Consider the following 26102-nt stretch of genomic DNA (forward strand, 5'->3'; position numbering starts at 1 on the left):
TTACATCACTCCGGACATCACGAGCGCGACGTAGGTTCCCTGTGCGGCCAGCGCGAGGCCGGCGATCGCGAGCACGCCCTTCACCGCGCGCTTTTTCGTGCCCGTGAGTCCCTGATTCAACAGCGCGGCGTAGACGCCGTTGACGCCGTGGAACGTCGCGGTCAGCAAAAACAGTACCATCGTGAGGAGATAGCCCCACTGCTCCATCCGGGCGCTGGTCCCCGCGAACGTCACTTCGGAGGCGTGGTTGACGAAGTGGAGCAGGAAGAAGTGAAACGCCAGAACGACGACTAAGAACGCGGCGGTGACCCGCTGGAACAGCCACGATCGACTGCCGCTCCGGAACGAGGAGTAGCGCTCGGCCATCTCAGAACACCCCTTCCAGGAACGTCGGCACCGACGCCAACACGATGGCGGCGGTGACTACCAGCGACGCGTAGAAGCTCTTGTCCTGTGCTTCGAGGCCGACGCCGAGGTCCACGAACAGCAGGCGGACGCCGTTGAGTATGTGGAAGACGGCGACCGCGAGCAGTCCGACCTCCAGAACGCGGACGAGCGCGAGGCTTTCGAGCCCCTGGAGCGTCGTCGTGTAGACGTCGGTCTCGGCGGCGATGACGCCCGACGCGGCGTTCGACGCCGGGAGCGCGGTACTCAGGACGGCGATGTGCGTGAACAGGTAGCCGACGAGTACCCACCCGGTAAACTTGTGAAGTATCCAGGCCCACATCCCGGCCGTGAACTCCCGCCACCGGCCGAAGTCTTCGACGAGGCCTCGATTGTACGATTGACTCATACTTGTCCGTTCGGGTGGTTGGACTGTGGGCAAATAGAAGTTACGAGACCCGCGCCGGGGAAACGGATCGGAAATCCGCGATGCGACGGGGGAATCAGAGCCTAAACCAATCAGTCGTCTGAAACAGACGCCGCGGCGCCACCGGCCTCGGACCCGCGGGCCCACGCGCCCGATCCGAAGTCGATCGCGTCGTTCCACTTGGCCGCCAGCGACGACACTGCGAGGTCGCCGGTCACGTTGTTCATCGTGGCGATCCGACCGAGGATCGGGTCGACGCCCGCCACGAAACCGACGATTTCCAGCGGGAGCCCGAGCGCCTCGAGGATGATCGTGAGCATGATCAACCCCGCGCCGGGTACGCCCGCGGTGCCGACGCTGATGAGGACCACGGTCGCCAGCACCACGATCTGATCGCCGATCCCGAGCGAAACCCCGACCAAGTTAGCGGCGAAAACTGCCGTTACCGCCTGCCGGATCGCCGCCCCGTCCATGTTGATGGTCGCCCCGAGCGGTAGCGAGAAGCCGTAGACGCTCTCGTCGATGCCGAGGTTGTCCTCGGCGTCCGCGATGGTGACCGGGAGCGTCCCGCTCGACGACCGGATCGAGAAGGCGGTCACCATCGCGTCTTTGGCCCCGTCGAGGAACGCGAGCGGCGACTGACCGAGCAGTCCGACGACGACGAGCCCGAGGTAGGTGACCGCGATGTGGACCGCGATCCCGAGCGCGATCGCTCCCACGAGCGTCGCCAGCGAGAGCGCGGCCTCGACGCCCGAGGAGCCGAGCGACGCCGCCGTCAGTGCGAACACGCCGATCACGCCGTACTCCATCACGCCCCAGACGACTTTGAACAGCGCCTCGGTGGCGGCGTTCGCGAGCGCGAAGAACGTCTCGGCGCCCTCCCGTATCGCCTCGTCGTCGGCGGTGTCGCGCACGATCGCGAGCGCGAGGCCGAACACGACCGCGAAGAAGATCGTCGCCAGGAGGTCGCCCGACGCCATCGCGCCGAGGGGGTTCTCGGGCACGATGCCGAGCACGACCTCCGCGACCGAGGGGGCGCTCGCCGACTGGGCCTCCCCGCCCGTGAACTCGACGCCTCGGCCGGGCTGGACGAGGTTTGCGACCGCCAGTCCGATCGCGGCCGCGATGGCGGTCGTGACCGCGTAGAGGCCGACGACGGTGCCTCCGACGCGTCCGAGCTTCGACGGCGAGAGCTTCTGCATCCCCGAAAGGAGCGTGAACACCACCAGCGGGACGACCAGCATCCGAAGCAGGTTCAAAAACAGTTCGCCGAGCGGCCGGACCACCGTGGCGCGCTCGCCGACCGAGAGCCCGACGAGCGCGCCGAGCAGGAAGCCGGCCGCGATCCGATACACGATCGGCACCGACCGGTACCGATGCCATCCGCGTCTGAGCGTTTTCGTACTCATCCCGGCTCGGCGTTGTCACCGGTCGACCCAGTCCGTGACGGTCCCGACGAAACTGGCCGCCGTCTGTGACTATCGGCTCTCGGGCGGGGGCGGGACGTCGCCGTCGTCCTCCGGGCCGGTCCGGGCCCGCTCGCGCTTGAGCGCCCGCCGGGTGTCGGCCGCGAGTTCGACCATGTGACACAGCGGGTTGCCCGGGTAGACGACCGGATTCTCGAGCACGCCCACCAGTAGTCCGGTAAAGGGCGCCTCGACTCGCTCGCTGTCGGTCTTGAACGGGTTCGTGATGGTGCAGACGGTGTCGCCCTCGTAGACCAGCGAGCCCCGATCGTGGTGCATCTCGACGAGGCCGCCGGCGTCGGCCCGCAGCCACGTCTTTTCTTTCTCGTCGTCGATCACGGTCCGCCAGCCGGGCCACCGGACGGCGTCGGTACGGTGGACGCCGTACTCCGCGAGGACGCTCGCGACCCCCTCCAGTCCGCGGTCGATGAACTGGCGCTGGAACCGGTGGGCCTCTCCCATCTCGATGGTGATGGTCGGGACGCCGTACTCGCTGGTCTCGCGGCGGAGCGTCCCCGAGGGCCCCTGCGAGGAGATGATGACGTTCGAGCCGAACGCCCGAGCGAGCCGGGCCACGTCCGGGTCGTCCATGTCCGCCCGGACGTGGAGCATGTTCGTGCGCCCGCGCGTGGAGGTGTGAAAGTCGAGCCCGATGTCACAGGGTGCGAGGAAGTTCCGGAAGATCTGGTGGGCCATGCGTTTGGCGCTGGTCGAGTCGACCCGTCCGGGGAACGACCGGTTCAGGTCCCGGTCGTAGATGGGGAGGTACCGCTCCTGTGCGAGAAAGCCCGGGACGTTCAACACCGGGAGACAGACCAGCGTGCCACAGAGCTCGTCGTGGTTCCACTCCTGGGCGACCTCCCGGACGACCTCGATACCGTTGAGTTCGTCGCCGTGAGCGGCCGCCGAGAGGAACACGGTCGGCCCCGGCTCCGCGCCGTTGACGATGGTGACGGGAATCCGCACCGGGTCGCCCAGATACGTCTCGCTGATGCCGTACCGGATGTTCTGGGTCTCGCCCGGTTCGACGATTCCGCCGTTGTACGTGAACGCGTCGTCGGCGTCCGACCCGGCCATACCTACCCCTCTGACCCCGCCCTATTTAAGGGTGGGTGGAAGCGCCGAGCGGTCGAGGCCGACGCCGCCGAGTAACGACGGCTTTCGGCCGGCCGGACCGCTCGCGTCCCGGCGTTCGAACGGTCGGTCGCCGGTTCCGTCGAGGTGGGGGCCTTTTTAAGAGATGGCGTCCAATACTCCCGTACAGATGAGCAACGACCGGTCCGGCGTGCGCGTAGGCGTCCTCAGCCTCCACAACAGCAAGGAGACGAAAGCGATTCTGAACGCGATCGAAGACCTCGGCCACGAGCCGTTCTGGCTCAGAGAGGAGAACTCCGCGGTCTCGATCGAGGACGGGTCGGTCGAGCTCGAACCCGACGTCGACGTCGTGATGAACCGACTCCTGTTGTCGAACACCGAACAGCCGTCCGAGGCGCTCGGACTGGCGAAAATCTACGATGCGGCTCGGCCGGTTCTCAACGGACCCGGCGCGGTGATGACCGCGATCCACAAGTTCTCGACCGCGACCGCGCTCGCGGAGGCCGACATCCCGGTCCCGGACGCGTTGCTCGCGCTGTCGAACGACCGGCTCAACGACGGCCGCGGGGAGTTCGGCGACGAAGCGGTGTACAAGACCGCGATCGGCACCCACGGCGGCGGGACGTGGAAGGTCGGCCCCGACGAGCTGGTGAACCCCCGAGTCGGCGACCGGCAGGCGTTCCTCCAGGAGCTCATCGAGCGCGACGAGGGCGAACACCGCGACCTCCGGGTGTACGTCGTCGGCGACCGGATCGTCGGGGCGATGAACCGCTACGCGCCCGACAACGACTGGCGGACAAACGTCGCGCTCGGGGGCAACGTCGAGGACGCGACCGATCGCCTTCCGCGTGAGGTCGCGGACCTCGCCCGGGACGCGGCCGACACCATCGGCCTCGATTGCGCCGGCGTCGACCTGATCGAGGGCCACGACGGCTGGTACGTCCTCGAAGTCAACCCCACCGCGGGGTTCAAGGGGCTGTTCAAGGCCACGGGTCGGAGCGCCGCGCCGTACATCGCCCAACTCGCCATCGAGCGGGCCGGCGGCGCGGTCGACGAGGCGACGGTCGAGAACCTGACGGCGACGCTCGACGACTCGGTCCCGGCGTGCAAGCCGATGCCCAAGGACATCGCGTCGGGCGATCCGATCGTGATCGGCTACACCGAGGAGGTCATCGTGAGCGGCACCAGCGGGTCGGAGAACATCGTCGCCAAGTCCGACACCGGAGCCACCCGGACCAGCATCGACACCCAACTCGCCGCCAAGATCGGCGCGGGCCCGATCAAGTCCATCGCCCGGGTCAAGTCCGGCTCCAGCAAGTCGAGCCGGTCGCGACCGGTCGTCGACGTGGTGATCGGCGTCGGCGGGAACCGCCACACCGTGACCGCGAGCGTCGAGGACCGCGGCCACATGGAGTACCCGGTGTTGCTGGGTCGGGACATCCTGAAACACTACCAGGTAAACGTCCAAAAGCGGGTCGACTACGAAGAGTCCGAGGAGTGACGGCGCCCGCGACCGGAAGCCACACCCTCATTTGGCTCCGGTCCGTACGGTCGGGCGATGACGGCCGACCCCAACGAGGCACTGCGCGCCGATTCCGATCTGGGTCCGTTCGTAGAGGCGCACGGCCCGCTGACCATCGAGCCCGCCGACGACTTCTTCTGGCGGTTCGTGGTGTCGGTGCTCCGCCAGCAGGTGTCGATGGCGTCGGCGGCCGCGACCCGCGAGCGCCTCGAAGCCGCGGTCGAGACGACCCCCGAGGGCGTGCTCGCGGCCGACGAACAAGTCCTCCGGGACGCGGGGCTCTCCCGACAGAAGACCGACTACGTGCGGAACATCGCGGCGGCGTTCCGCGACCGGGGCTACACCAAGGAGTTTTTCGCCGAGATGACCGACCAGGAGGTCGTCGCCGAACTCACCGCGATCACGGGCGTCGGGGAGTGGACCGCCAACATGCAACTCATGTTCTCGCTCGGGCGTCCGGACGTGTTCCCGGTCGGAGATCTGGGGATCCGGAAGGGGATGGCGTCGCTCTACGGCGACCTCACGCGGGCCGAGATGGTAGAGCGCGCCGAGCGGTGGGCGCCCTACCGCAGTTACGCCAGCCTCTATCTCTGGCGCGTCGAGGAAGACGTGACCGAGAGCGTCAGCGAAGTTCGGCGCGAGTGAGTCGGACGACCCACCTCAGAGGAAGAGAGCGACCGAGCGCCAGCGGGCGACCGATTACGCGACGTTCTCGGCTTCGGCCGCCAGATCAAGGTACTCCTCGACCGGCGAACTGTCGCCGTCGGTGAGCCGGACCAGTTCCGAGTCGGGGTCGAACGAGACGACCCCCGCGTTCTCCATCCGGGGAAGATGGCTGTGGTAGAGGGCCGTTCGGACGTGGTCGGTCTCGGCGTCGTCGTCCCGCGACGCGACCGCCTCGGCCAACTCGTCGAGCGCCATCGCGGAGCTGTGGCGTCGGAGGGTGTAGAGGACGTACCGGCGACGACGATCCGAGAGGAGATCGAGCGTCGCGTCGAGCGTCGGCGAGATGCCACCCTCGCTCGCGTACTCGTCGGGCGCGTCCGAGGTGTCCACGTTCATCATGTAATAATACCGTTCTCATTCCGGGTCAAAAAGTACGCACCCTAAACAGTTAGGCGTCGGGTCGGGCAACGTTTAACCGCGGCGGGCGCCAACTCCGAGCGCGTACCTCAAGTCCCCGCCCGAGCGAACCCACACGGGAGCGATGACAGCGCGGAGAACCCGGGTGCGCGACAGTACGGGCCGGCGCCACCTCACGGCGCCTGCTGGCCGGTCACACCGGCCCGATTCGCGACACGTCACGCCGCGACGGGCGGGTCGGCACCGCCGGCCCGCCGCTCGGTGCAGCACAGCACCCGCCCGGCACGAGGGTTTGCCAGCCGACTCGGCGCGCCGCCAGGGATGACGCTGGAGGTTAGTGTTCCGGGCGTACATTCCGACCTCTTGTAGCGCTCGCTCCGCTCGCTTGCAAAAGCTCGACCAAAATCGCTCCGCTCCAGCGCGCCTTCGGCGCGTAGTCGCTCGTCGGCCTCGCGCTCACATCCGTTCCGCCAGCGAATCGGCGACCTTCCGGATCCTTCGGACCGAACGATTGTCGATTCTATCTCCGCAGAGCCTACTAACAGACCTTCGCCCGGTAGTGCTCCGAGCGCACATCTTGCTCCCGACGAGCCCTCGCCACGGCTCCCGAGACGCAGGTTCGGTCGGGGACGGAGCCGTGACGGGGTTGGTCGGTCGGAATCGCCCGGTGTCGAGAGCGGGCGATCACTCCTTCGGTCGATCCGGGCGTCGATCGAACGCTTCGAGTACCGGCGCGACGTCCGGGAGCCGGGCGAGTCGCAGTTCCTCGTCGTCCCCGAGTTCGATGACGAGCGTCCGCGTCCCGAGTCGCTCGTCGAGCCAGTCGCGCTCGATCCGGAGTCCGGTCTCGTCCCACGGCTCGACCCGCCACAGGGTCGTTCCGAACAGCCGGTCGGACGCGACGACCGCGTCGCCGTCGGTCCGATACTCCACGGCGCCGTACCGCAGCCAGTAGTCGGCCTGCAAGAGCGCTCCCGGGACGAGAACCGCACCGAGAGCGAGCGCTCCCGCGATCGTCCACGCCCGTCCGGTCGCGAACAGGAGCGCGACGAGGAGGACCGGCACGCCGACGAGCGCCGCGCCGGGCCGTCGCCGGACGCGCGCGAGACCGCCGAGCAGTCGCCCCCAGAGCGCTGGCCGAATCCGGGACGCGTTCGAGGCCAGCGACCCGTCGACCGGCTCGTCCGTCGGCGGCTCGTACGCCCACCCGAACAGCACGTTCGTCGACTCGTCGAACGCGACCAGCCGATCGCGGTAGACCCCCGCCAGATCGAAGCCGAACTTGACGACGACGAGTCCGAGCAACAGCGGGGCGCCGACGACTCCGGGTTCGAGCGCGGCGATCGGTTCGTCGGTCGCGACCGAGTCGCTGGCGAGACCGATCATCGTAACGGTGAACAGCCCGCCCAGAGCTATCGCGGCACCGCGAACGAACACGCCCTGAATCGCGGTCTGTGCGCTGTGCTCGCGGTACTCGCCCCCGTAGAAGTACTCCCGGAGCGTCTGGGCGCCCTCGCCGACGAGGATGCCCAACGCGCCGAGAATCACCGTCTCCAGCGCCCCCGGATCCGGCGGCTCGCCGAGGACGCCCACCGTCACCGCCCCGGCGAACAGCCAGACCATCGCGAGCATCGGGACCGCGGCGACGAGGACGGGGAGCGTCGAGAGCTGAACACCGAGGCCGGTCCCCGGAATCGAGAGCGACGCCCGCCTGCGTTCGAGCGCGCCGACGATCAGCGGGTCGCCGTCGAACTCCGACGGTCGCCCCGCGAAGATCGCTCGAACGACCGCGAACAGACACATGATCCCGAGTTCGAGCCAGTAGAGCAAAACGAGCGCCGCCGCGTCCCATCCGAGCACGCCGATTCCGGCCATCGGGACGGCGTTCGCGACGCCGACGGCGACCAGTGCCGGCCGCGGAGCGATCGCTCGAAGTCGGGCGACGCCGGGCACCATTCGGTCGAACGTCCGACCGTGCGCTCATAAATCCCGCGTTCGCTCGTCGACGCGGCCTGCGTCTCGTCGGTCGGCGACCGCTCCGAGAGCTACGCCCGCTCGCTTCGAGAGGCGACCACGTCGAGGCCCGGGCTGTAGTAACACACCGGGTCGGCGTCAGGAGTCCCGAAGCCGTTGGCCGAAAACAGCGTGTTCGTCTCGACGTCGGCGGCCGCGGGATAGAGCGTCCACGGGTCGTGGTCGACGTCGGTGTATCGGATGGTCCCGTCCGGGGCCTGCGTGTAGAACCGATAGCGCTCGGTGAGAAACGCGGCCAACGAGTCTTCGGACGCCGAGAAGGGCTCGCCGGTCGGCCAGTAGCTCGCCTCGTAGTGGACGGGGCGAGCGCCGGGATGGCGCCGCCGGCTACTGAATCTGATCCGGCCGTCGGCCCGCTCGAGCGAGATTCGTGCGTAGTAGTAGGGCAGATGCTGGAACAATCGTGCGCCGAGGACGCTCACGAGTCCCTGCGCGTCGAGGCTGTAGAAGTAGACGCTCGGAACGCCGTCGCGGGTGACGTACGTCCGGAGATTGAGCTCAGGGAGCCTGATTCCGAGTCGCTCGGGGACGCCGCTCGGTCGAACGGCGACGTTGGTGAACGGGACCACCGAGAGCCACGCCGATCCGTCGTGGACGTCGGGTGTTAGCCCGTCGGGGAGGTGAGCGTCGACGAGGTCGGGGTCGACCGGCCAGTTCTCGAACAACAGGTGGCGCCATCCCATCTCCAGCGGGACCATACTGTCTCTCGGGAACTCGGAGGAAAATACCTTTTGACGAGTCGTAACGGTGAGCTCGTCGGTATCGGAAGTTCCAACCCACCGCCGACCGTTTAGGGGCGTGTCCACACATGACGCACAATACGCGACCCGAGCCGGGTGCCGTCGACCGACGCCTCTACGGCGATCCGACGAGGCTCGACGCCGAAACCGCGGCCGCCGGGATCGACGCCGACGCGACGGTGCTCACCGGCGGCTTCGGGAGCGTCGGCTACCCCAAGCTGATACCGCTCGCGCTCGCGGAATCGGACCGCGATCTGTCGCTGACGCTCGTGAGTAGCGGGAACGTCGGCGCGGAGATCGACGTCGACCTCGTCGAGTCGGGGGCCGTCGACCGGCGGTTCTCCTACCAGTCGTCGTCGGTCGCCCGCGCGAAGACCAACGCCCGCGAGATCGCGTTCGGCGACCGGAACGCCTCTTCGATCGGCGACGAGGTCCAGTACGGCGGGCTGGTCGACCCCGACGTCGCGGTCGTGGAGGCGATCGCGGTCGGCGAGGGGTGGTTCGTCCCCTCGACGTCGCTCGGGCAGGTGCCGGCGTTCGTCGAGGCGGCCGATCGGCTGGTGATCGAACTCAACCGCGCCCAGCCCCTCGAACTACAGGCGCTCCACGACGTCTATCGGCCGGGGGCGCCGCCCGACCGCGAGCCGATCCCGTTGGCCGATCCCGGCGGCCGGATCGGCGACCCGTTCGTCGAGTTCGAGCCGGAGACGCTGGTCGGGGTCGTCGAGACCGACCGCGCCGACGACACCTACACCTTCCGGGACCCGACCGACGACGATCTGGCGGTCGCGGCCAATCTCGGGGCGTTTCTCGCCGACGAGCTGGCGCGCTCGGCCGCGTTCGACGACGCGGTCCACCTCCAGTTCGGCGTCGGCTCGCTCGGCAACGCGCTGATGGGCGAGCTGAAGGAACTGGACTTCGGTGACCGGGACGTGGTGTACTTCGGCGAGGTCGTCCAGGACGGACTGTTCGACATGCTCGATGCGGGCCGGCTGGCGTCCGCGAGCGCGACCTCGCTGGCGCTCACCGACGAGGGCCAGCGTCGGCTGTTCGACGACGTCGAGCGCTACGCCGAGGACGTCGTCCTCCGACCGGCCGACGTCTCGAACCACCCGGGGCTCATCGACCGGTTCGGAGTCGTCGGCGTCAACAGCGCCGTCGAAATCGACATCTACGGCAACGTCAACTCGACCCACGCCCGCGGGACCCGGATGATAAACGGGATCGGCGGGTCGGCCGACTACAACCGGAACGCGCTGGTGTCGGTCTGTACGCTCCCCTCGACGCTGAAGGGCGGAGAGATCTCTCGGGTGGTCCCGATGGCGTTCCACGTCGACCACACCGAACACGACGTCGACGTGTTCGTGACCGAACAGGGCGTCGCCGACGTGCGGGGGCTCGCGCCGGTCGAGCGCGCCGAACTGATCGTCGAGGAGTGTGCCCACCCGTCGTTCGCGCCCGAACTCCGGGCGTACCTCGACGACGTCCGGGAACAGGACGGCCACATCCCCCACGACGTGGCGCGGGCCGCGGAGTGGCACGAGTAGCGAATCGGACGGCGGCGCGACGCCCAGTCGGACCGGGCTCGGGGCTCGCCCGCTCGATCTCACCCCGTGAGGTAGAGGAACAGCCAGTAGAGGTAGCCCGCGGCGAGCGCCGCCCCGAGGATCGCCTCCATCGCCTTGGTGTAGGTGTCCCCGTGGCGTCGCCGGAACGCCTGGAACGACTCGACCCGGCCCCACACCGGGTCCAACTGGTCGGGCAGCACCTCGCCCAGTCCGCCGACGTCCTCGGTGTCGACCTGCTCTTCGGGATCATCCTGGGAGGTACTCATTGACCCACCCCCTTGAGGAAGGGCAACTGGAGCCCCCTCGTCACGACCTTCTCGGCGACGAACACCGCGACAAACACCGCGATACCCGCCAGCTTGAACAGTCGGCCGGGATAGACCATCACGAACAGCCCGAGCCCGGTCAGTCCGGCCCGAAGACCGATCCGCCGGCCGGGCCGCATCTCGAAGGGGTAGTTCAGCCCGTAGATCAGCGACAGGCCGCCGACCAGCACCATCGACCCGACCACCGCGTTGTCAAGGCCGACCGACAGCGAGACGAGCTCGGGGTTGTAGACGAACGCGACCGGGAGGACGAAAAGCGGCGCCGCGATCTTGATCGCGACCCCGCAGGTCCGCCAGAAGTTCGCGCCCGCGATGCCGGCCGCGACCACCGCCGCGGTCGCGACCGGTGGGGTGATCCCCGCGAGGATCGCGGCGTAGAACACGGTGTAGTGGGCCGAGATCTCGGTGATCCCGAAGTCGGCGATGAGCGTGGGCGCGATCAGGATGGCGACGATGACGTAGGCGGCGACGGTGGGCATCCCGACGCCCATCAGGATCGAGACCGCCATCGCGAGCAACACCGCGAACAACAACACCCCGCCCGAGAGGTTGATCAAAAGCAGCGCGATCTTCGCGGGGACGCCGGTCGTCCCGAAGATGTTGACCACGCCGCTGATGACGACCAGAATGATCGCGATCGGCGCGAGGATGATCGCGCCCCGTCGGAACCCGCCGACGGTGTTTCGAACCTGCGTGAGGAACTCCCCGACCGGCGAAACCTCGGAGCCGTCGACGGCGCGCTGGACCGTCGGCATCAGGACGCCGGTAAGCACCATCGCGACGATCGTGTACAGCGCGGCGGTCATCACGGTGAACTGCACGACCCCGAGCAGGTAGATCAGGACGAAAAACGGGACGCCGAACCGGACCCCCTCGAAGAGCTTCTGCTTCGAGGAGAGCTCGTCGTCGAAGAACTCGGAGAACTCCATGTCCTGACTGCTCGCGTCGCTGATCGCGACGTAGTGGACCGCGACCGCGATGCAGGCGACCAGGATCGCCGCCGGGATCAGCCCCGCGACCACGATGTCGATGTACGGGACGCCCAGATACGACGCCATCACGAACGCCGAGGCGCCCATGACCGGCGGGAGGACCTGCCCCGACGTCGAGGCGACCGACTCGATGGCGGCCGCGCGGTGGCCCGCCATCCCGCTGTCTTGCATCGTCGGGATGGTGAACGAACCGGTCATCGCGGCGTTGGCGGTGTACGAGCCGTTGATCGAGCCGATGACCGCCGACGCCAGCACCGCCGTCTGGGCCACGCCGGACTTGATGTGGCGGGCCGCCACGATGGCGACCCGGAGGATGAGGTCGAACGCGCCGTACGCGAACAGCAGGCCGGCGTACAGCAAGAACGGGGCGATCCACGAGGCGGTGAGCTGGGTCAGACTCCCGTAAAAGCCGTAGAGATCGGTGACGGTCGCCTGCAGAAGCGTCAGCTCGCTCATGCCGGCGTGACCGAGCACGCCCGGCACGTAGTTGCCGTAGACCCCGTAGAGCATCACCCCCGCGACCAGCCCGAGAAAGAGGTTTCCGAACTCCCGCCAGGTGAGATACAGCAACGAGAGGATGATGAGCCGCGCGAGCATGTACTCGTGGTCGAGCGCGTACCCCTGCCGGAGGAGATAGACGTCCTGAAAGTTCGACGCGAAGTACACCGACGCCGTGATGAGGACGATCGAGGTCGGCAACAGCACCGCGGTGTCGACCCAGTCGCCCTCCTCGAGCGCCTGCCGGCTCTGGTCGATGGCGTACACCGTCATGATCCCGCCGACGAAGATGACGGCGTACTTGACGTTCGACATCTGCTGGTTGTACGACCAGTTGAGGACGATCGCCCAGAACACGACCGCGGCGATCGTGACCGTCACGTCGAGGCCCCCGAGGAATCTGGTCGTTAGGGTGGCTCGGTCTGTCTCTGAACTCATAGTGTCTGTGAACAGGTTCGCCCCTCCGGAGAGGGGCTCTCGTCGCGCCGCCGTGGTTTACTCGCCGACCTGGAGGTCGTCGTTCCAGGCGTCGTTGTCCTTGTAGTACTGAGCGGCGCCGGGGTGGACCGGGAGCCGCTCGATCGCCGAGGCGTGCATCTCGCTCACCGACTCGAAGTCGTTGAACTGCTCTTCGGCCTCGTTGACCGTCTCGTTGTGCTCGTCGACGACCCGACACAGTTCGTAGACCGCGTCCTCGCTCGCGGCCGGGTTGAACGTGTAGTTGACCTGGAGGTCCCAGGTGAACACCTCGTCGGTGCCGATGTCCTGATCCATGCTCCAGTCGTCGTAGGCCGTCCGGCTGGTCCCCGCTCCGTCGTAGGACTCGGCGGACTCGATGAGCGCGTCGGTCGGCTCGACGTAGTGGACGTCGACCCGGGAGGCGAACTCCCGGACCCAGCCGGTGTATCTGACTCCCGGCGTGCCGTACGCGATGGCGGCGTCGATCCGGCCTTCTTCCATCGCGCCCGGCGCGGAGTCGACGCCCATGTTCTGGAGGTTCATCTGCTCGAACACGTCGGCGGTCGGCTCCTGGGACCACACGTCGAGGGTGGTCGCCCGGGTCGAGTAGCCCGGTTCGGCCGGGTAGACGTTCGCGCCCGCCAGATCGTCGAACGTCTCGATGTCGGTGCCGTCGCGCGCGACGACGTAGATGCTGTACGGGAACGCGTAGAATCCGTAGTAGGGCACCTGATCGACCGACTGTTCGGAGAACCGCCCGCGGTCGTCCATCGCCTTCGTCAGCGAGTTGTTGTCCGTGATGCCGGCGTTGAACTGCCCCTGGGCCATCCGGAAGATGGTCCCGATGTAGCCCGGACTCTCGATCGTCGAGTAGTCGAGCGCGTCGCTGTGCTGGCTGACCGCGCGTTCGACCGCGAGTCCGACGTCGCGAGTGCCGCCCGCCGACGTCCCGACCCGGAGCGACAACTGTTGGCCGTCGCCGCCGTCGCCGTCCGTCGTGGTCTCTTGAGCACCGGTCGTCGTACTGGTGAGTCCGATGACGCCGGCAGTTGCCGCCCCGTGCAAGAAGTGTCGTCGTTGTATCCCGTCCCCCGCCATAGCCACCAGTGATAACATCTGGCACGCTTAACAACGTCACTATCAGTTACGATAGACGTTCGTCGATGATGTATGACACGTCGAGTCGGATTCGATCTGCGCTCTGGCTCAGTCGACCGAACTCGGACGGCCACGGCGACGCCCGGCGCCCGAGCCTTCAGTTCCATCGTAAGGATCAAACTGCTAACGGCTACAATCGTTAGCGAATAGGCCGATTAGGTCCAATATCGGTTCGGGTCGGGGCAACGCTTTAGAGGGTGACCTCCGATACGTACCCTATATGGCAGATATTGCCACGCACGTACGATCGGTCGCGGAGGAACACCCCGACGAAGTCGCGCTCTCGTATCAGGGCCGGGAGACGACCTACGAGGACTTCTGGTCGCGAACTGGACAGTTCGCCGCCGCGCTGGACGACCGCGGGGTCGGCGAGGGCGACCGGGTGGGAATCTATCTCCCGAACCTCCCGCAGTTCGTGACCGCGTTCCACGGGACACTCCGGGCGGGCGGCGTCGTGGTCCCGATGAACCCCCAGTACAAGTCACGGGAGATCAGCCACCTGCTCGAGGACAGCGAGGCGCGGACGGTCGTGACCCTCTCGGACCTCGTCCCGTTCGTCGAGGAGGTCCGGGCCGACACGGCGGTCGAACACGTCGTCACCGTGGGCGAGGCGGTCGATTCGGGCACCGACTTCGAGGCGTTTCTCGCCGACGACGAACTCGAGGCGGTCGAGCGCGACGACGAGGACCTGGCGGTCCAGCCCTACACCAGCGGGACGACCGGTCGACCGAAGGGCGTCCAGCTCACCCACCGAAATCTCGCGTCGAACGCCCAGACCGCGGCCGATCTGGTCCCCGACGGCATCCGGACCGACGACAAGCAACTGGGCGTGCTCCCGCTGTTTCACATCTACGGGATGACGGTGGTGATGAACGCGACCCTGTTCAACGGCGGCGCCTACTACCCGCTCCCCGAGTGGGACGCCCAGCAGGCGCTCTCGCTCGTCGAGGACGAACGACTCACGCTGATGCACGGCGTCCCCGCGATGTACAACGACGTGATCAATCAGCCCAACGCCGCGGAGTTCGACCTCTCGTCGCTCCGGCTCGCGGGCGTCGGTGGCTCGGGCATCCCGATCGAAGTCCTCCGGCGGTTCGAGGAGCTCTACGACGTGAAGATCTACGAGGGGTACGGCCTGACCGAGACCAGTCCCGTGACCCACTTCAACAGCCCCGAGGCCGGACGCCGGGTCGGCAGTATCGGCAAGTCGCTGGACGGCGTCGACGCGAGGATCGTCGACGGGAGCTTCGAGGAGCGTCCGCCGGTCGAGGCGGGCCCGGTCGACGAGGAGGAGACCGATCTCGACGAGATCACCGGAGAGTTGGTCGTCGCCGGACCGAACGTGATGAAAGGTTACTACGACCTCCCGGAGGCCAACGCGGAGGCGTTCACCGACGCCGACGGCAAGCGGTGGTTCCACACCGGCGACATCGGCTACTGGGACGAGGACGGCTTCTTCTACGTCGTCGACCGGAAGAAACACATGATCAACACCGCCGGCTACAACGTCTACCCCCGCGAGGTCGAAGAGCTCCTGTTCGAACACGAGGCGGTCGCCGACGCCGCGGTCGTCGGGATTCCGGACGATCGGCGGGGCGAGACCGTGAAGGCGTTCGTCGTCCCCGCGAGCACCGCGAGTGGGGGCTCGTCGGACGGTGAATCTGACGGTGTGCCGGTGCCCGACGTCGACGTGACTCCCGACGAACTCAAGCAGTACTGCCTCGACAACCTCGCGGAGTACAAACACCCCCGCGAAGTCGAGTTCGTCGAGGAGCTCCCGCGGACCACGACCGGGAAAGTCCAGAAGTACGAACTCCGGGATCGCGACGAGGATGAGTAGCGCCGACACCCGGTTCGTGCCCTCGACCGTCTCGGTGACCCCGGGGCCGAGACAGTTCGCCCCGACAGAACCGCGGTGGCTCGCAGGGCGACCGCGGCGCCCTTTGGAAGGACAACCCTCTTAACGCACTCCCGGAAACCTACCCATCATGACCGCCGAATCGGAGCCTCCCGACTGGGAGTTCAAGGACCGCGACATCGCCATCCTGCGCGAGCTCACGCGGGACCCCCAGCTGTCCTCGCGGGATCTCACCGACATCCTCGCCGAGGAGTACGACATCGACGTCTCGCACGTCACCGTGAGCGAGTCGATCCGTCAGATGCGAAACGAGGGCGTGTTTCGGGAGGCCATCATCCCGAACGAGGAGTACTACATCTTCGGCCTGCTCGAGTTCAAGTTCAACCCCGAGCACTTCGCGGAGGGGTGGCGCGAGGCGATGGAGTACATCCGCGACGACCCCCACACCCTGTTTTACTTCCTCTCTGACGGCGAGTACCAGTGGAAGACCGTGATGATGTTCCCCGATCGGGAGTCCGAGTCGCGCTGGATCCACGAATTCTACAAAGCCCACGGCGACGTGATCGCCAACGTCCGCAACTCGGTCATCCACAACGTGCTCAAGTTCGGCACCGACCCCGAGATATTCGAGGGGTTACACGCCGAACGCGACGAGTAGTCCCTCGGCGTTCAGGCGTCCGACGCCGACTCGCCGTCGTCGTAGCGGTGGAACCCCGCGCCCGCCGCCTCGCCGGTCCGGCCGTTCTCGACGAGTTCGAGAAGGTAGTCGTCGGGCGCGAACCGGTCGTCGCCCGTCTCCTCGCGGAGCGTCCGAAGTTCGTCGAGGACCGTCTCGAGGCCGAGTTCGTCCGCCCGCCGACAGATCCCCTCCGGGAAGCCGAGTCCGAGCGTGACCCCGGTGTCGATCTCCTCGGGGGTCGCCACGTCCTCGCCGACGAGCCTCGCGGCCTCGTTGACCATCCGGGCCTCCACTCGGAGGGTATCGAAGTCCTCGCCGTCGCCGGGCTCGTAGTCCGCGCCGTCGCCGTCCTCGTAGTCGTAGTACCCTCGGCCGGTCTTCCGCCCGAGATCGCCGCGCTCGACCTTCTCGGCCATGATCGGCGGAATCGGCCGGCCGCCCTCCTCGCGGACGTGGTAGCCGACGTCGATGCCGGTGAGGTCGGCGAGTTCGAACGGCCCCATCGGGTAGCCCCGGCGGTGGACCATCGCGGCGTCGGCCGCCCGGACGGTGGCCTCGTCCTCCGAGACCATCCAGGCGGGCTCGGCCGAGAACGGCCCCAGCACCGTGTTGACCACGAATCCCCGGACGTCCTTCCGGACGTAGATCGGGATCTTGCCGAGCGACTCGGCGAACGCGGCGGCGGTCTCGGCTGTCTCGTCGGCGGTCTCGGCGCCGTAGACGACCTCCACGAGCTCCATCTTCACCGGCGGGTTGAAAAAGTGCAGACCGACCACGGACGCCGGCCGGTCGGTCGCCGACGCCATCTCGGTGATGCTGAGACTCGACGTGTTCGACGCGAGGATCGCGTCCTCGGGCGCGAACTCGTCGACGTCGGCGAACACGTCTTTCTTGATCGCCATCTGTTCGGGCGCGGCCTCGATCACCAGCTCGGCGTCCTCGACCGCGGCCCGGAGGGCGGTCGTGGTCTCGATCCGGTCGAGGATCGTCTCGACCGGCTCGTCGAGCCGGCCCTTCTCGGCGAGTTTTTCGAGGCTCCACCCGATGTCCTCGTAGCCGTCGGCGACGATTTCGGCCTCGACGTCGCGCATCGCGACCTCGTAGCCCGCCATCGCGGCGACCTCCGCGATGCCGTGGCCCATGTTGCCCGCGCCGACCACCGCGACTCGCTGGATGCTATCGACCGTCATACCCAATCGGTTCGTGACACGCCGACTTAACTCCACCGAGCTACGCTACCGATATTAACCGATCGTTCTGCTATTCAAAAATTTGGTAATTCGCGGTGGAGGTGGCCGCGCTCCGGGCGGCGCTACAACGGCTCGCCGCCGTCGATGATCCGCTGGGCGCGGTCGGCGAGCGCGGGCACGCGGTCTTCCATCAGGGGGTAGAGGTCGTCGTCGCTGTTGCCTTCGAGGTACCGCCGGTAGAACATCTCGCCGAGCGCCGCGAGCTTGTACACCGCCAGCGTCCGGTAGAACCGGTCGTGGGCGTACTCGATCCCGGTCGCCGCCTCGTAGCGATCGACCAGCTCTCGGCGCGTCGGGTAGCCCTCAGATTCCATGAACGCCGCGGTGAGGTCGGGCGTGGCGGGCTCGGGGTCGCCGGGATCGCGCCAATAGGACAGCAGCCAGCCGAGGTCCGCCCGCGGGTCCCCGAGCGTCGCCATCTCCCAGTCGAACACCCCGACGAGCTCCGGCGGGGTCCCCGGCCCGAACATCACGTTGTCGAGCTTGTAGTCGCCGTGAACGAGCGTCTCGGGGTGGTCGGCCGGGCAGTGCTGGGCGAGCCACTCGCCGACCCTCCGGAGTTGGGGGACTGCCCGCTCGTCGGCGGTCCGCTCGAACGCCCACTGTAGCTGTTTGGTCCAGCGCTCGACCTGCCGTTCGGTGTAGCCCGCCGGCCGGCCGAACTCGTCGAGTCCGACCGCCTCGTAGTCGACGGCGTGAATCTCCGCGAGGCCGTCGACGAGCTCCTCGCCGACGCGCCGGCGGTGGTCGACGGAGCCGAACCGATCGGGCTCGCGCCGCCGGAGTACGTCGCCCTCGATGCGCTCCATCACGTAGAAGTCGCTCCCGATGATCGACCGGTCCTCGCAGGCCAGCACCGCGGTCGGGACCGGCACGGCCGTCTCCCCGAGCGCGTCGAGCACGCGGTACTCCCGGAGCACGTCGTGGGCGGTGTCGGCGGTCTCGCCCGGCGGCGGCCGTCGGACGACCAGCTCTCGGTCGCCCCACGTCACGAACAGCGTCTCGTTGGAGTACCCCTCCTCGTGGTGGGCGACCGCGTAGTCGTCTGGCTCGCCCAGTCGATCGGCGAGATACTCTCGAAGCGCCTGTTCGTCGACGAGTCGGTCGAAGTAGTCGGATTCGTCGTCGGTCATGGTTCGTGGTCGGATGCGGCCGTCGGAGCGACCCGCCTGGGCCACGGTCCGCGTCGATCTACTGTACGCCCAACGCCGGTATAGTACTTACGCGGGTAATCGAAACGGAGTAATATTTTTACATCGTTGCGGAGACGTTGGCGTATGGAGTACGACGACCCAGCGAGCGGGGAGGCGGTGGCCGACCGAGTTCGGGAGTTCGTCGACCGAGAAGTGATACCGGTAGAGCGCGAGCACCTCGGCGGCCCGCCCGTCACGGTCGAGACGATCGAGAGCCTCCGGGAAGCGGCCCGCGAGTACGACGTGTACGCGCCCCAGATTCCCGAGGAGTACGGCGGGCTCGGCCTCGGGTTCCGGGAAGCGCTCGCGCTGTTCGAGGAGGCGGGTCGGAGCCTGCTCGGGGCCGCCGCGATCCGGGTCGACGCGCCCGACGAGGGCAACATGCACACGCTCGAACTGGTGGGGACCGACGACCAGAAAGAGCGGTGGCTCGGGCCGCTCGCTCGCGGGGAGATCCGGTCGGGATTCTCGATGACCGAGCCGATGGACGGCGCCGGCTCCGACCCCAAGATGATACGCACGACCGCCGAGAAAGACGGCGACGAGTGGGTCATCGACGGCCACAAGTGGTGGACCACGCAGGGAAGCGAGGCCGACGTGTTGTTAGTGATGGCGCGGACCGACCCCGACGCCCACCCCTACGAGGGGTGTTCGATCTTCCTCGTGCCCGCCGACGCGCCCGGCGTGGAGGTCGTCCGGGACGTGCCCCACGTCGGCGGCGGACTCACCGGGATCGGCCACGCCGAGATCCGGTACGACGGGGTCCGGGTCCCCGAGGAGAACCTGCTCGGGGCCGAAAACGCGGGGTTCGCCATCTCCCAACAGCGGCTCGGCCCCGCCCGACTCACCCACTGCATGCGCTTTTCGGGGATGGCCGAGCGCGCCCTCGACGTCGCGAAGGCCTACGCCGAAGAACGGCGCGCGTTCGACGGGACGCTCTCGGAGAAGCAGGCGCTCCGGTTCGAAATCGCCGAGGCCGAGACCCGCCTCCACGCGGTCCGGACGACCGTTCGCCACGCCGCCGACCGGATCGCGGCCGGCGAGGAGGCCCGGACCGAGGTGGCGATGAGCAAGACCTACGCCGCCAACGTCGTCCAGGACGCCGTCGACACCGCGGTCCAGATCTGTGGCGGCAACGGCATCGGCAAGGACCTCCCGCTGGCGGACTTCTACGAGAACGTCCGGCAGTTCCGGATCATCGACGGCGCCGACGAGGTCCACAAGCGCGTCATCGCGCGCGACGCCTTCGAGGACGTCGACGCCGGCGAGGTCGAACACCTCACTCGGTATCGGGACGGCTGAGTCGCCGAGCCCGTTCGGTCTGCCCCGATCTGGTCTCGCACCGGCCGCGACCGCACCGCGGCCCACCTTTATTAACGATCGGCGACAATACGGAGATTGTGTTAACAATGGTAGCTTCGAACGCGGCGATCGGGACGGAGGGACGCGCGTGACGACCGACCAGTTCGGCGTCGACGGTCGGACCGCCATCGTCACGGGCGCGAGTTCGGGCATCGGGAAGGCGATCGCCGAGCGGTTCGCCGCCGACGGGGCCGACGTGGTGGTCTGCTCGCGCGAGCAGGACAACGTCGACCCGGTCGCCGACGCCATCGCCGACAGCGACCGAGAGGGCCGGGCGCTCGCGGTCGAGTGCGACGTGACCGACCGGGACGCGGTCGAGGCGCTGGTCGAGGCGACCGTCGAGGAGTTCGGCGGCGTCGACGTGCTGGTCAACAACGCGGGCGCGAGCTTCATGGCCTCCTTTGGGGACATCAGCGAGAACGGCTGGGAGACCATCGTGGACATCAACCTCCACGGGACCTACCACTGCACGCAGGTCGCCGGCGAGCGCATGCGCGAGGACGGCGGCGGCGCGGTGATCAACCTCGCCAGCGTCGCCGGCCAGAAGGGCGCGCCCCACATGAGCCACTACGGCGCGGCCAAGGCGGGCGTGATCAACCTGACCTCGACGCTCGCGTTCGAGTGGGCCGGCGACGACGTGCGGGTCAACTGCATCGCGCCCGGGTTCGTCGCCACGCCGGGCGTCGAGTCCCAGATGGGCGTCAGCGCCGACGAGATCGACCGCGAGCAGGTCGAACGCCGGATCGGCACGTCCGAGGAGATCGCCGACGTCGCGCAGTTCCTCGCCAGCCCCGCGGCCTCCTACGTGGTCGGCGAGACGATCACCGCGGCCGGCGTCCCCGACATCATGGAGACGCCCGACGTCTGAGCGGTCGATCGCCGATCGGGTCCCCGGCCGGAAGGAAACCGTTTTTCGCCCGGCCTCCGAACCGCGTGGTATGAACGCACGACAGATCGCGGACCTCGGGCCGGACGACCGGCGGGCGCTGTTCGACCGGGACGCCGGCATCGAGGCGGTTCGGGACGACGTCGTCGACATCGTCGCGCGCGTCCGCGAGGAGGGCGACGTGGCGGTCCGGGAGTTCTGCCGGGAGTTCGACGGGGTCGAAGTCGGCAACCTCGACGTGACCGACGCGGCCGAACGCGCCTACGAGGATCTCGACGACGACCTCCGGTCGGCGATCGAGGCCGCCGCCCGGAACGTCCGGGAGTTCCACGAGGCCCAAGCGCCCGACGACTGGCGCGAGTCGTTCGGCGAGGGCCGCGAACTCGGCCGGCGGTTTCGCCCCATCGAGCGCGTCGGCGTGTACGTCCCCGGCGGGGCCGCGGCCTACCCCTCCAGCGCGCTGATGGGCGTGATCCCCGCGACGGTCGCGGGCGTCGAGCAGGTGCTGGTCGCGACCCCGCCGGCCGACGAACTGAACCCGGCGACGCTCGCGGCGATCCACGTCGCCGACGCCGACACCGTGGTCAGCGTCGGGGGCGCCCAAGCGGTCGCCGCGATGGCCTACGGCACCGAACAGGTCGATCGGGTTCAGAAGATCGTCGGGCCGGGCAACAAGTGGGTCACCGCGGCGAAGGCCGAGGTCCGGGGCGACGTCGAAATCGACTTCCTCGCGGGGCCGAGCGAGGTGCTGGTGGTCGCCGACGACACCGCCGACCCCGAACTGGTCGCGGCCGACCTGCTCGCGCAGGCCGAACACGACCCGGACGCCGCGGTCGCGCTCGCGACCGACGACGAGGCGCTCGCCGAGGCGGTCGCCGACGAGATCGACCGGCAGGCTCCCGAACGCGAGCGCACCGAGACGATCCGGGCGGCTCTCGACAACGAGACCAGCGGGCTGTTCGTCGCACGCTCGATGAGCGAGGCCGTGCTGTTCGCCGAGGAGTACGCCGCCGAGCACCTCTCGATTCAGGCCGACGACGACGAGGCGATCCTCGACCGGATCGACTCGGCCGGGAGCGTCTTCTTGGGGCCGTACACCCCGGTCGCGGCGGGCGATTACGCCAGTGGGACCAACCACGTCCTGCCGACGAACGGGCTGGCGAAGCTCACCGGCGGGCTGTCGGTCGACACGTTCGTGCGCTCGACCACGGTCCAGCGCCTCGACGAGACGGGACTGGGCGACCTCTCGGAGACGATCACGACGCTCGCCGAAGCCGAAGGGCTCGAAGCCCACGCCGAGAGCGTCCGCAAGCGGTTCGACGGCGGCGACTGAGAGACGATCGAGCCCACGTTCGGGTCGTTGTCGGGAGTTCTCGGAGCTTTATGCGACCGCTGGACGTAGTGTGAACGGACGACACGAAAACAGATGGCGTACGGCGTCGAGATCGCCGTACGGCACTGCAACTACTGGGCGCTCGTCGCCCGGTGGTTCGTCGCGTCCCAGTTCGGCGACGACGAGGTCTACGGGATCACCGACGGCGCGCGACTCGGCGACGAGCGGTTCGACGCCATCGCGCGGTACGGCGGGATCGGTCCGGACGCGTTCGACGGGACGGCGTAGGCGCCGGCTTACGTCCGGAAGCTCTCGCCGCAGCCACACTCGCTGACGACGTTGGGGTTCTCGACGTGGAAGCCCGCACCCTGAAGGCCGTCCTCGTAGTCGACGACGCTGCCCTCGATGTAGTTCAGACTCGCGGGGTCGACGAACACCCGGAGGTCGTGGTGCTCGTAGACGGTGTCGTCGGCCTCGGCGGACTCGTCGAACCGCATCCCGTACGAGAGGCCCGCACAGCCCCCCTGCTGGACGAACAGCCGGAGCCCGGCCTCGTCGGCGTCGAGGCCCTCGCTGTCGAGGAGCGCGAGCGCCTCCTCGGCGGCGGTCTCGGTCACCTCGATTCGGGGCGTGGTCTCGCCGTTCGGCGCGGTGTCGGTACTCATACCACTCCCTTTCGGGCCCGGGATGATAATTGTGACGCCGAGAATCGAACGGGTTCGGCCGGGAATATTTCCGGGAGTGCTACGCTTCGAGTTCGAACGCGACCGTTACCTCGGCCTGATACTCTCGGTCGTCGACGCTCCCGAGTTCGACGCCGAGTTCGTCGACCTCGACCCACTTGATGTTCTGGAGGGTGTCTTCCGCGCGGTCGATGGCGTCGTCTGCGGCCTCGTCGAAGCTCTCGGGACTCGTACCGATGAGCGTGATTTTCTTGAACACCATAGCGAGTAGACGTTCGTCCCAGACTGTGATAAAGCCACCCGGCGGTCGCGGGCTCAGTCGGCCTGTCGCCCGCGGTTGTCGAGGCGCTCCTCGACGGCACCGACGACGTCGGTGAGGTACGCGGTGCCCCACACCGCCACGAGGAGGCCGCCGACCGCATCGAACAGCAGGTCACGCATCGTGTCTTCGAGTCCGTACTGGGTGAGCACCGAGGTGCTCCCGGTCATCGAGGCCACGCCGGCGATGCCGAACTCGATGACCTCCCAGACCACGCCGAACGCCATCACGAACATGAGGATGAACACGAACATGAACTTCGGCGGGAGGTAGACGTCGTCGGTGTGGCGGTCGATGGCGCGGGCGGTCGTGTAGCCGATCGCGGCCACGAGCGACGACGAGAGGGCGTGAGTCACGCTGTCCCAGCCCAGCCCCATGACCGTCATCCGACTCTGGTACGGCCCGAGGGTGCCGACGACGTGGAGGAACACCGCGCTCGTGATCCAGAGGGTGAGCCCGGCGTCCATCGGGATGTCGTAGTCGCGTTCGAGCACCGCCGGGAGAAAGGTGACCGCGAGCGCGATGGTGGAGTTGACCATGATGCCGACGTGGCCCCGGTCGAGCCCGATGAAAAAGATGCCAAGCAGTATCAGCTCCATCGCGCGGGTCAGCTGTTCTTGGCGGCGCTTGGAGATTCTGAGCCGGTCTCGGAGCTTCATCGCCGGCTCACCTCGTCGGGGAGCCGCGGGTCCATCCGGACGAACCGTCGGAAGTACCACTCGAAGACGACCCCCGCGGCCGCGCCGGTCGCGGTCGCCGCCACGAAGTCCCACATGAGTCGGTGCTCGCTCTGGATGAACGCGGTGCCGAGATAGATGTCAGAGAGCCACTGGACGACCGCCCACACGCCCGCGGTCGCGATCGTGGCGACGACCACGAACAGCACTGCAAACCAGTGGGTCATCTTCACCGGCGTGAACGCGTGGAGTTCGACCGCCACGATGAGCGCGAGCGCCGCGACCGAAAAGTAGGTTGCGACCCGCGAGGTGAGCACCATCGTCGCGAGCGCCCGGCCGAGCAGAGGGAGCGCGGCGAGCACGAGCACCTCCCACGGGAGCATCGCGTTGGGATCGCGGTAGATCGCAGCCGGGGCGATCGCCACCCCCGCGACGAACGCCGCGAACCCCGCCCAGAGGAAGTCGCCGTCGAGAGCGCTCTCGACGACCACGAGGAGGATGAACGCGACGAGTAGCCACGCGAGCCCCGCGTTCACTCGCTCGTCTTCGACCACGCTCTCTAGCGTCGGCGCGCGGCGTGCCATACGCCGGGGTTCTCACTCCCGCTACAAGAAATGTGAGGGTCTCGGGGTTCTACAAGAAATACGCCGACCCCGTCGACGCGAGGTAGGTCAGCGTGTACGCCAGCGTCGCGACGCTGACCGCGCCCAGCCCCGTCAGCGCCCACGTCACCGTCTCGTGCCACTCGGCTGTCAGGATCGACCGCGACGGGAGCAGTTGGGGCGCGACGCCCACGAAACCGAGCGCCAGAATCGAGAACACGAACTGATAGGAGCCGTCGACCGAGGGCGCGGGCAACACCACCGCCGCGATGGCGTACGCGATCCCGACCGCCGCGCGGGCGTCGACGTGGGCGAACAGCCGGCGGTCGGTCGCCCGGAGGTAGACGTAGCCCGCCGCCCAGATGGTGGCGAGTTCGATCCCGAACACGCCCACCAGATTCAGCGTCGGGTCGGCGTGCAACACCACCCGGGCGTCGAGCAGGCTCGGCTCGAACGGGTAGAGGAACGCGGGCGGGGTTCCGGTGAACACGTCGCCGAAGGGGTGGCTCAACAGCCCGACGAGCGCGGCGACGACCACCGCACGCGGCCCGAGATCGGTGGTTCCGGCCGCGACGACCGCGAGCGCGAGCCCCGAGAGTACGAACAGCGTCATGATCGCGCCCGCGAGTCCGCCCCCGGTCGCGAACGCGACCGCGACGAGGGCGCTCGCGAACCCGACCGCGAGGAGCCGGGCCGGCCACCTCTCGCAGGCGGCGAGTCCGAACCCGACCGCACCGACCGCGCCGACGACCAGCGAGTGGGTGACCGCGCGGTGGACTAGCGTCGAACTCCCCCAGAACGCGGACGTCATCTCCCAGACGCCGCCCAGGCCCGCCTGCGCGAGCCCGAACATCGCGTACGCCATGTCGACGTCGGGGACCGCGGCGAACCCGCCGGCCACGACGCCGAACGCCAGCGCTCGCTCGGCGGGCCACCGCCGCGCCGCGACGGCGGTGGCGAGCGCGAACGCCACCATCGCGTGGCCGACCATCATGGAGTAGTCGGTTGGCGCTCGGGCGATATAAGTCTCTTGTCGCCCGTTCGGTCCCGACCGGTCTGAAAACAGCGTGCCTCGACGCTCGACTCCCGCGCACCGAAATCGGAAAATGCGCCGGCCGGCGGACGACGGTTCGCCCGCCGCCGGTCGCTTCGGCCCCTCGATCTCGACGGCTCGGTACGGAGCGCAACGGCGCCGACCGGCGACCCGCCGTCCCCCGTGACGACGGCCCCGCCGCGTCGGGACCGACCCCTCCCCCATGTGATCGGTCCCGGACGGGCCGGACCGCGTCCGCCGGGTCGTCGGTCGGCACCGCGCGTCTCCCGCAGTCCGGTCGTGTCGTTGGGAACTCTCGCCCGGCGGACGCCCCCGTTCATCCCCGGGCGCTCTCGGCTACACCGGTATCCCGAATAAACGGGCGTGACCGTTCGCGCCCGTTCGCTCGGGAAACAGATTGTTTCTCGGCGACAGGTCGAGTGGCTGTCCATCAATCCCGCGTTACCCGACCGAC

The 26102-nt window shown here is 68.1% G+C and carries 25 protein-coding genes and 1 pseudogene; 9 read left to right on the forward strand and 17 right to left on the reverse strand.

What is annotated here, in order from left to right; translation table 11 throughout:
* The 4 genes from EPL04_RS15655 to EPL04_RS15670 all read right to left on the reverse strand — a co-directional run bounded on the left by EPL04_RS15655 (position 1) and on the right by EPL04_RS15670 (position 3354).
* Positions 1–366: a succinate dehydrogenase hydrophobic membrane anchor subunit gene (locus EPL04_RS15655; protein ID WP_134672127.1), complete on the reverse strand. Its 366-nt coding sequence runs from the start codon at positions 364–366 to the stop codon at positions 1–3.
* A gap of 1 nt (position 367) precedes the next feature.
* Positions 368–793, reverse strand: coding sequence for a succinate dehydrogenase, cytochrome b556 subunit (gene sdhC, locus EPL04_RS15660; RefSeq protein WP_134672128.1), 426 nt, complete (start codon positions 791–793; stop codon positions 368–370).
* A 110-nt stretch (positions 794–903) separates the two neighbouring features.
* Positions 904–2220: a dicarboxylate/amino acid:cation symporter gene (locus EPL04_RS15665; protein WP_134672129.1), complete on the reverse strand. Its 1317-nt coding sequence runs from the start codon at positions 2218–2220 to the stop codon at positions 904–906.
* Positions 2221–2289: 69 nt separating this feature from the next.
* Positions 2290–3354 carry a succinylglutamate desuccinylase/aspartoacylase family protein gene (locus tag EPL04_RS15670; RefSeq protein ID WP_134672130.1) on the reverse strand — a complete coding sequence of 355 codons (1065 nt, stop codon included), beginning with the start codon at positions 3352–3354 and terminating at the stop codon, positions 2290–2292.
* Between the two features lie 187 nt (positions 3355–3541).
* On the opposite strand from EPL04_RS15670, the gene EPL04_RS15675 reads away from it, so the two are divergent.
* Entirely contained in the window at positions 3542–4873 is a 1332-nt protein-coding gene (locus tag EPL04_RS15675) for an ATP-grasp domain-containing protein (protein WP_134672131.1), read from the forward strand.
* 57 nt (positions 4874–4930) lie between these two features.
* Positions 4931–5539, forward strand: a complete 609-nt coding sequence (locus EPL04_RS15680) for a DNA-3-methyladenine glycosylase family protein (protein WP_134672132.1) — start codon at positions 4931–4933, stop codon at positions 5537–5539.
* A gap of 54 nt (positions 5540–5593) precedes the next feature.
* Here EPL04_RS15680 and EPL04_RS15685 read toward each other — a convergent pair whose 3' ends face one another.
* From EPL04_RS15685 to EPL04_RS15695, 3 genes are all read right to left on the reverse strand, one after another.
* On the reverse strand, positions 5594–5959 hold the full coding sequence (locus EPL04_RS15685) for a DUF7344 domain-containing protein (RefSeq protein WP_134672133.1): 366 nt from the start codon (positions 5957–5959) through the stop codon (positions 5594–5596).
* A gap of 702 nt (positions 5960–6661) precedes the next feature.
* On the reverse strand, positions 6662–7933 hold the full coding sequence (locus EPL04_RS15690) for a DUF6498-containing protein (RefSeq protein ID WP_134672134.1): 1272 nt from the start codon (positions 7931–7933) through the stop codon (positions 6662–6664).
* 89 nt (positions 7934–8022) lie between these two features.
* Complete coding sequence (locus tag EPL04_RS15695; RefSeq protein ID WP_134672135.1) at positions 8023–8709, reverse strand: YqjF family protein; 687 nt, start codon at positions 8707–8709, stop codon at positions 8023–8025.
* A 110-nt stretch (positions 8710–8819) separates the two neighbouring features.
* Here EPL04_RS15695 and EPL04_RS15700 point away from each other — a divergent pair, with 110 nt between their 5' ends.
* Positions 8820–10298, forward strand: coding sequence for an acetyl-CoA hydrolase/transferase C-terminal domain-containing protein (locus EPL04_RS15700; protein WP_134672136.1), 1479 nt, complete (start codon positions 8820–8822; stop codon positions 10296–10298).
* Between the two features lie 59 nt (positions 10299–10357).
* On the opposite strand, the gene EPL04_RS15705 is transcribed toward EPL04_RS15700, so the two are convergent.
* Genes EPL04_RS15705 through EPL04_RS15715 form a run of 3 tightly spaced genes read right to left on the reverse strand, consistent with a single transcriptional unit; the run spans position 10358 to position 13692 of the window.
* The gene (locus tag EPL04_RS15705; RefSeq protein WP_134672137.1) at positions 10358–10585 is read right to left on the reverse strand and encodes a hypothetical protein; all 228 of its coding nucleotides are present in this window, start codon (positions 10583–10585) and stop codon (positions 10358–10360) included.
* A complete protein-coding gene (locus tag EPL04_RS15710) occupies positions 10582–12573 on the reverse strand; it encodes a TRAP transporter permease (RefSeq protein WP_134672138.1) in 1992 nt (663 codons plus the stop codon). The genes EPL04_RS15705 and EPL04_RS15710 overlap by 4 nt, the downstream gene beginning before the upstream one ends.
* Positions 12574–12630: 57 nt before the next feature.
* The gene (locus EPL04_RS15715) at positions 12631–13692 is read right to left on the reverse strand and encodes a TAXI family TRAP transporter solute-binding subunit (RefSeq protein ID WP_134672139.1); all 1062 of its coding nucleotides are present in this window, start codon (positions 13690–13692) and stop codon (positions 12631–12633) included.
* A 280-nt stretch (positions 13693–13972) separates the two neighbouring features.
* Here EPL04_RS15715 and EPL04_RS15720 point away from each other — a divergent pair, with 280 nt between their 5' ends.
* Both EPL04_RS15720 and EPL04_RS15725 read left to right on the forward strand, forming a co-directional pair.
* Positions 13973–15592: a long-chain-fatty-acid--CoA ligase gene (locus EPL04_RS15720; RefSeq protein WP_134672140.1), complete on the forward strand. Its 1620-nt coding sequence runs from the start codon at positions 13973–13975 to the stop codon at positions 15590–15592.
* Between the two features lie 148 nt (positions 15593–15740).
* Positions 15741–16268, forward strand: a complete 528-nt coding sequence (locus EPL04_RS15725; protein WP_134672141.1) for an Lrp/AsnC family transcriptional regulator — start codon at positions 15741–15743, stop codon at positions 16266–16268.
* 17 nt (positions 16269–16285) lie between these two features.
* Here the strand turns inward: EPL04_RS15725 and EPL04_RS15730 are convergent.
* Positions 16286–17479 (reverse strand): annotated as a pseudogene (locus tag EPL04_RS15730) (3-hydroxyacyl-CoA dehydrogenase); the annotation flags it as partial.
* Positions 17480–17601: 122 nt separating this feature from the next.
* Entirely contained in the window at positions 17602–18672 is a 1071-nt protein-coding gene (locus EPL04_RS15735) for a phosphotransferase family protein (RefSeq protein ID WP_134672143.1), read from the reverse strand.
* 144 nt (positions 18673–18816) lie between these two features.
* Between EPL04_RS15735 and EPL04_RS15740 the strand changes: the two genes are divergently transcribed.
* The 4 genes from EPL04_RS15740 (at position 18817) to EPL04_RS15755 (ending at position 22601) form a co-directional block, all read left to right on the forward strand.
* The gene (locus EPL04_RS15740; RefSeq protein ID WP_134672144.1) at positions 18817–20034 is read left to right on the forward strand and encodes an acyl-CoA dehydrogenase family protein; all 1218 of its coding nucleotides are present in this window, start codon (positions 18817–18819) and stop codon (positions 20032–20034) included.
* A 148-nt stretch (positions 20035–20182) separates the two neighbouring features.
* Positions 20183–20962, forward strand: a complete 780-nt coding sequence (locus EPL04_RS15745; RefSeq protein ID WP_134672145.1) for an SDR family NAD(P)-dependent oxidoreductase — start codon at positions 20183–20185, stop codon at positions 20960–20962.
* Between the two features lie 70 nt (positions 20963–21032).
* Positions 21033–22313 (forward strand): histidinol dehydrogenase, encoded by a 1281-nt coding sequence (hisD, locus tag EPL04_RS15750; protein WP_134672146.1) that lies wholly within the window; start codon positions 21033–21035, stop codon positions 22311–22313.
* 93 nt (positions 22314–22406) lie between these two features.
* Positions 22407–22601 carry a hypothetical protein gene (locus EPL04_RS15755; RefSeq protein WP_134672147.1) on the forward strand — a complete coding sequence of 65 codons (195 nt, stop codon included), beginning with the start codon at positions 22407–22409 and terminating at the stop codon, positions 22599–22601.
* A gap of 8 nt (positions 22602–22609) precedes the next feature.
* Here EPL04_RS15755 and EPL04_RS15760 read toward each other — a convergent pair whose 3' ends face one another.
* The 5 genes from EPL04_RS15760 to EPL04_RS15780 form a co-directional block, all read right to left on the reverse strand.
* Positions 22610–22978: a HesB/IscA family protein gene (locus EPL04_RS15760; RefSeq protein WP_134672148.1), complete on the reverse strand. Its 369-nt coding sequence runs from the start codon at positions 22976–22978 to the stop codon at positions 22610–22612.
* Between the two features lie 79 nt (positions 22979–23057).
* A complete protein-coding gene (locus EPL04_RS15765) occupies positions 23058–23258 on the reverse strand; it encodes a dodecin (protein WP_134672149.1) in 201 nt (66 codons plus the stop codon).
* A 53-nt stretch (positions 23259–23311) separates the two neighbouring features.
* On the reverse strand, positions 23312–23974 hold the full coding sequence (locus EPL04_RS15770) for a hypothetical protein (RefSeq protein ID WP_134672150.1): 663 nt from the start codon (positions 23972–23974) through the stop codon (positions 23312–23314).
* Positions 23971–24576: a hypothetical protein gene (locus EPL04_RS15775; RefSeq protein WP_134672151.1), complete on the reverse strand. Its 606-nt coding sequence runs from the start codon at positions 24574–24576 to the stop codon at positions 23971–23973. The genes EPL04_RS15770 and EPL04_RS15775 overlap by 4 nt, the downstream gene beginning before the upstream one ends.
* Positions 24577–24625: 49 nt before the next feature.
* Positions 24626–25588, reverse strand: coding sequence for a metal-dependent hydrolase (locus EPL04_RS15780; protein ID WP_134672152.1), 963 nt, complete (start codon positions 25586–25588; stop codon positions 24626–24628).
* Positions 25589–26102 lie beyond the last annotated feature (514 nt).

The organism is Halorussus marinus (assembly GCF_004521895.1).
Lineage (GTDB): Archaea > Halobacteriota > Halobacteria > Halobacteriales > Haladaptataceae > Halorussus > Halorussus marinus.

Coding starts and splice junctions, on each gene's coding strand:
- EPL04_RS15655 (WP_134672127.1), bottom strand. CDS start 366: ATGGCCGAGCGCTACTCCTCGTTCCGGAGCGGCAGTCGATCGTGGCTG.
- sdhC (WP_134672128.1), bottom strand. CDS start 793: ATGAGTCAATCGTACAATCGAGGCCTCGTCGAAGACTTCGGCCGGTGG.
- EPL04_RS15665 (WP_134672129.1), bottom strand. CDS start 2,220: ATGAGTACGAAAACGCTCAGACGCGGATGGCATCGGTACCGGTCGGTG.
- EPL04_RS15670 (WP_134672130.1), bottom strand. CDS start 3,354: ATGGCCGGGTCGGACGCCGACGACGCGTTCACGTACAACGGCGGAATC.
- EPL04_RS15675 (WP_134672131.1), top strand. CDS start 3,542: ATGAGCAACGACCGGTCCGGCGTGCGCGTAGGCGTCCTCAGCCTCCAC.
- EPL04_RS15680 (WP_134672132.1), top strand. CDS start 4,931: ATGACGGCCGACCCCAACGAGGCACTGCGCGCCGATTCCGATCTGGGT.
- EPL04_RS15685 (WP_134672133.1), bottom strand. CDS start 5,959: ATGATGAACGTGGACACCTCGGACGCGCCCGACGAGTACGCGAGCGAG.
- EPL04_RS15690 (WP_134672134.1), bottom strand. CDS start 7,933: ATGGTGCCCGGCGTCGCCCGACTTCGAGCGATCGCTCCGCGGCCGGCA.
- EPL04_RS15695 (WP_134672135.1), bottom strand. CDS start 8,709: ATGGTCCCGCTGGAGATGGGATGGCGCCACCTGTTGTTCGAGAACTGG.
- EPL04_RS15700 (WP_134672136.1), top strand. CDS start 8,820: ATGACGCACAATACGCGACCCGAGCCGGGTGCCGTCGACCGACGCCTC.
- EPL04_RS15705 (WP_134672137.1), bottom strand. CDS start 10,585: ATGAGTACCTCCCAGGATGATCCCGAAGAGCAGGTCGACACCGAGGAC.
- EPL04_RS15710 (WP_134672138.1), bottom strand. CDS start 12,573: ATGAGTTCAGAGACAGACCGAGCCACCCTAACGACCAGATTCCTCGGG.
- EPL04_RS15715 (WP_134672139.1), bottom strand. CDS start 13,692: ATGGCGGGGGACGGGATACAACGACGACACTTCTTGCACGGGGCGGCA.
- EPL04_RS15720 (WP_134672140.1), top strand. CDS start 13,973: ATGGCAGATATTGCCACGCACGTACGATCGGTCGCGGAGGAACACCCC.
- EPL04_RS15725 (WP_134672141.1), top strand. CDS start 15,741: ATGACCGCCGAATCGGAGCCTCCCGACTGGGAGTTCAAGGACCGCGAC.
- EPL04_RS15735 (WP_134672143.1), bottom strand. CDS start 18,672: ATGACCGACGACGAATCCGACTACTTCGACCGACTCGTCGACGAACAG.
- EPL04_RS15740 (WP_134672144.1), top strand. CDS start 18,817: ATGGAGTACGACGACCCAGCGAGCGGGGAGGCGGTGGCCGACCGAGTT.
- hisD (WP_134672146.1), top strand. CDS start 21,033: ATGAACGCACGACAGATCGCGGACCTCGGGCCGGACGACCGGCGGGCG.
- EPL04_RS15755 (WP_134672147.1), top strand. CDS start 22,407: ATGGCGTACGGCGTCGAGATCGCCGTACGGCACTGCAACTACTGGGCG.
- EPL04_RS15760 (WP_134672148.1), bottom strand. CDS start 22,978: ATGAGTACCGACACCGCGCCGAACGGCGAGACCACGCCCCGAATCGAG.
- EPL04_RS15765 (WP_134672149.1), bottom strand. CDS start 23,258: ATGGTGTTCAAGAAAATCACGCTCATCGGTACGAGTCCCGAGAGCTTC.
- EPL04_RS15770 (WP_134672150.1), bottom strand. CDS start 23,974: ATGAAGCTCCGAGACCGGCTCAGAATCTCCAAGCGCCGCCAAGAACAG.
- EPL04_RS15775 (WP_134672151.1), bottom strand. CDS start 24,576: ATGGCACGCCGCGCGCCGACGCTAGAGAGCGTGGTCGAAGACGAGCGA.
- EPL04_RS15780 (WP_134672152.1), bottom strand. CDS start 25,588: ATGATGGTCGGCCACGCGATGGTGGCGTTCGCGCTCGCCACCGCCGTC.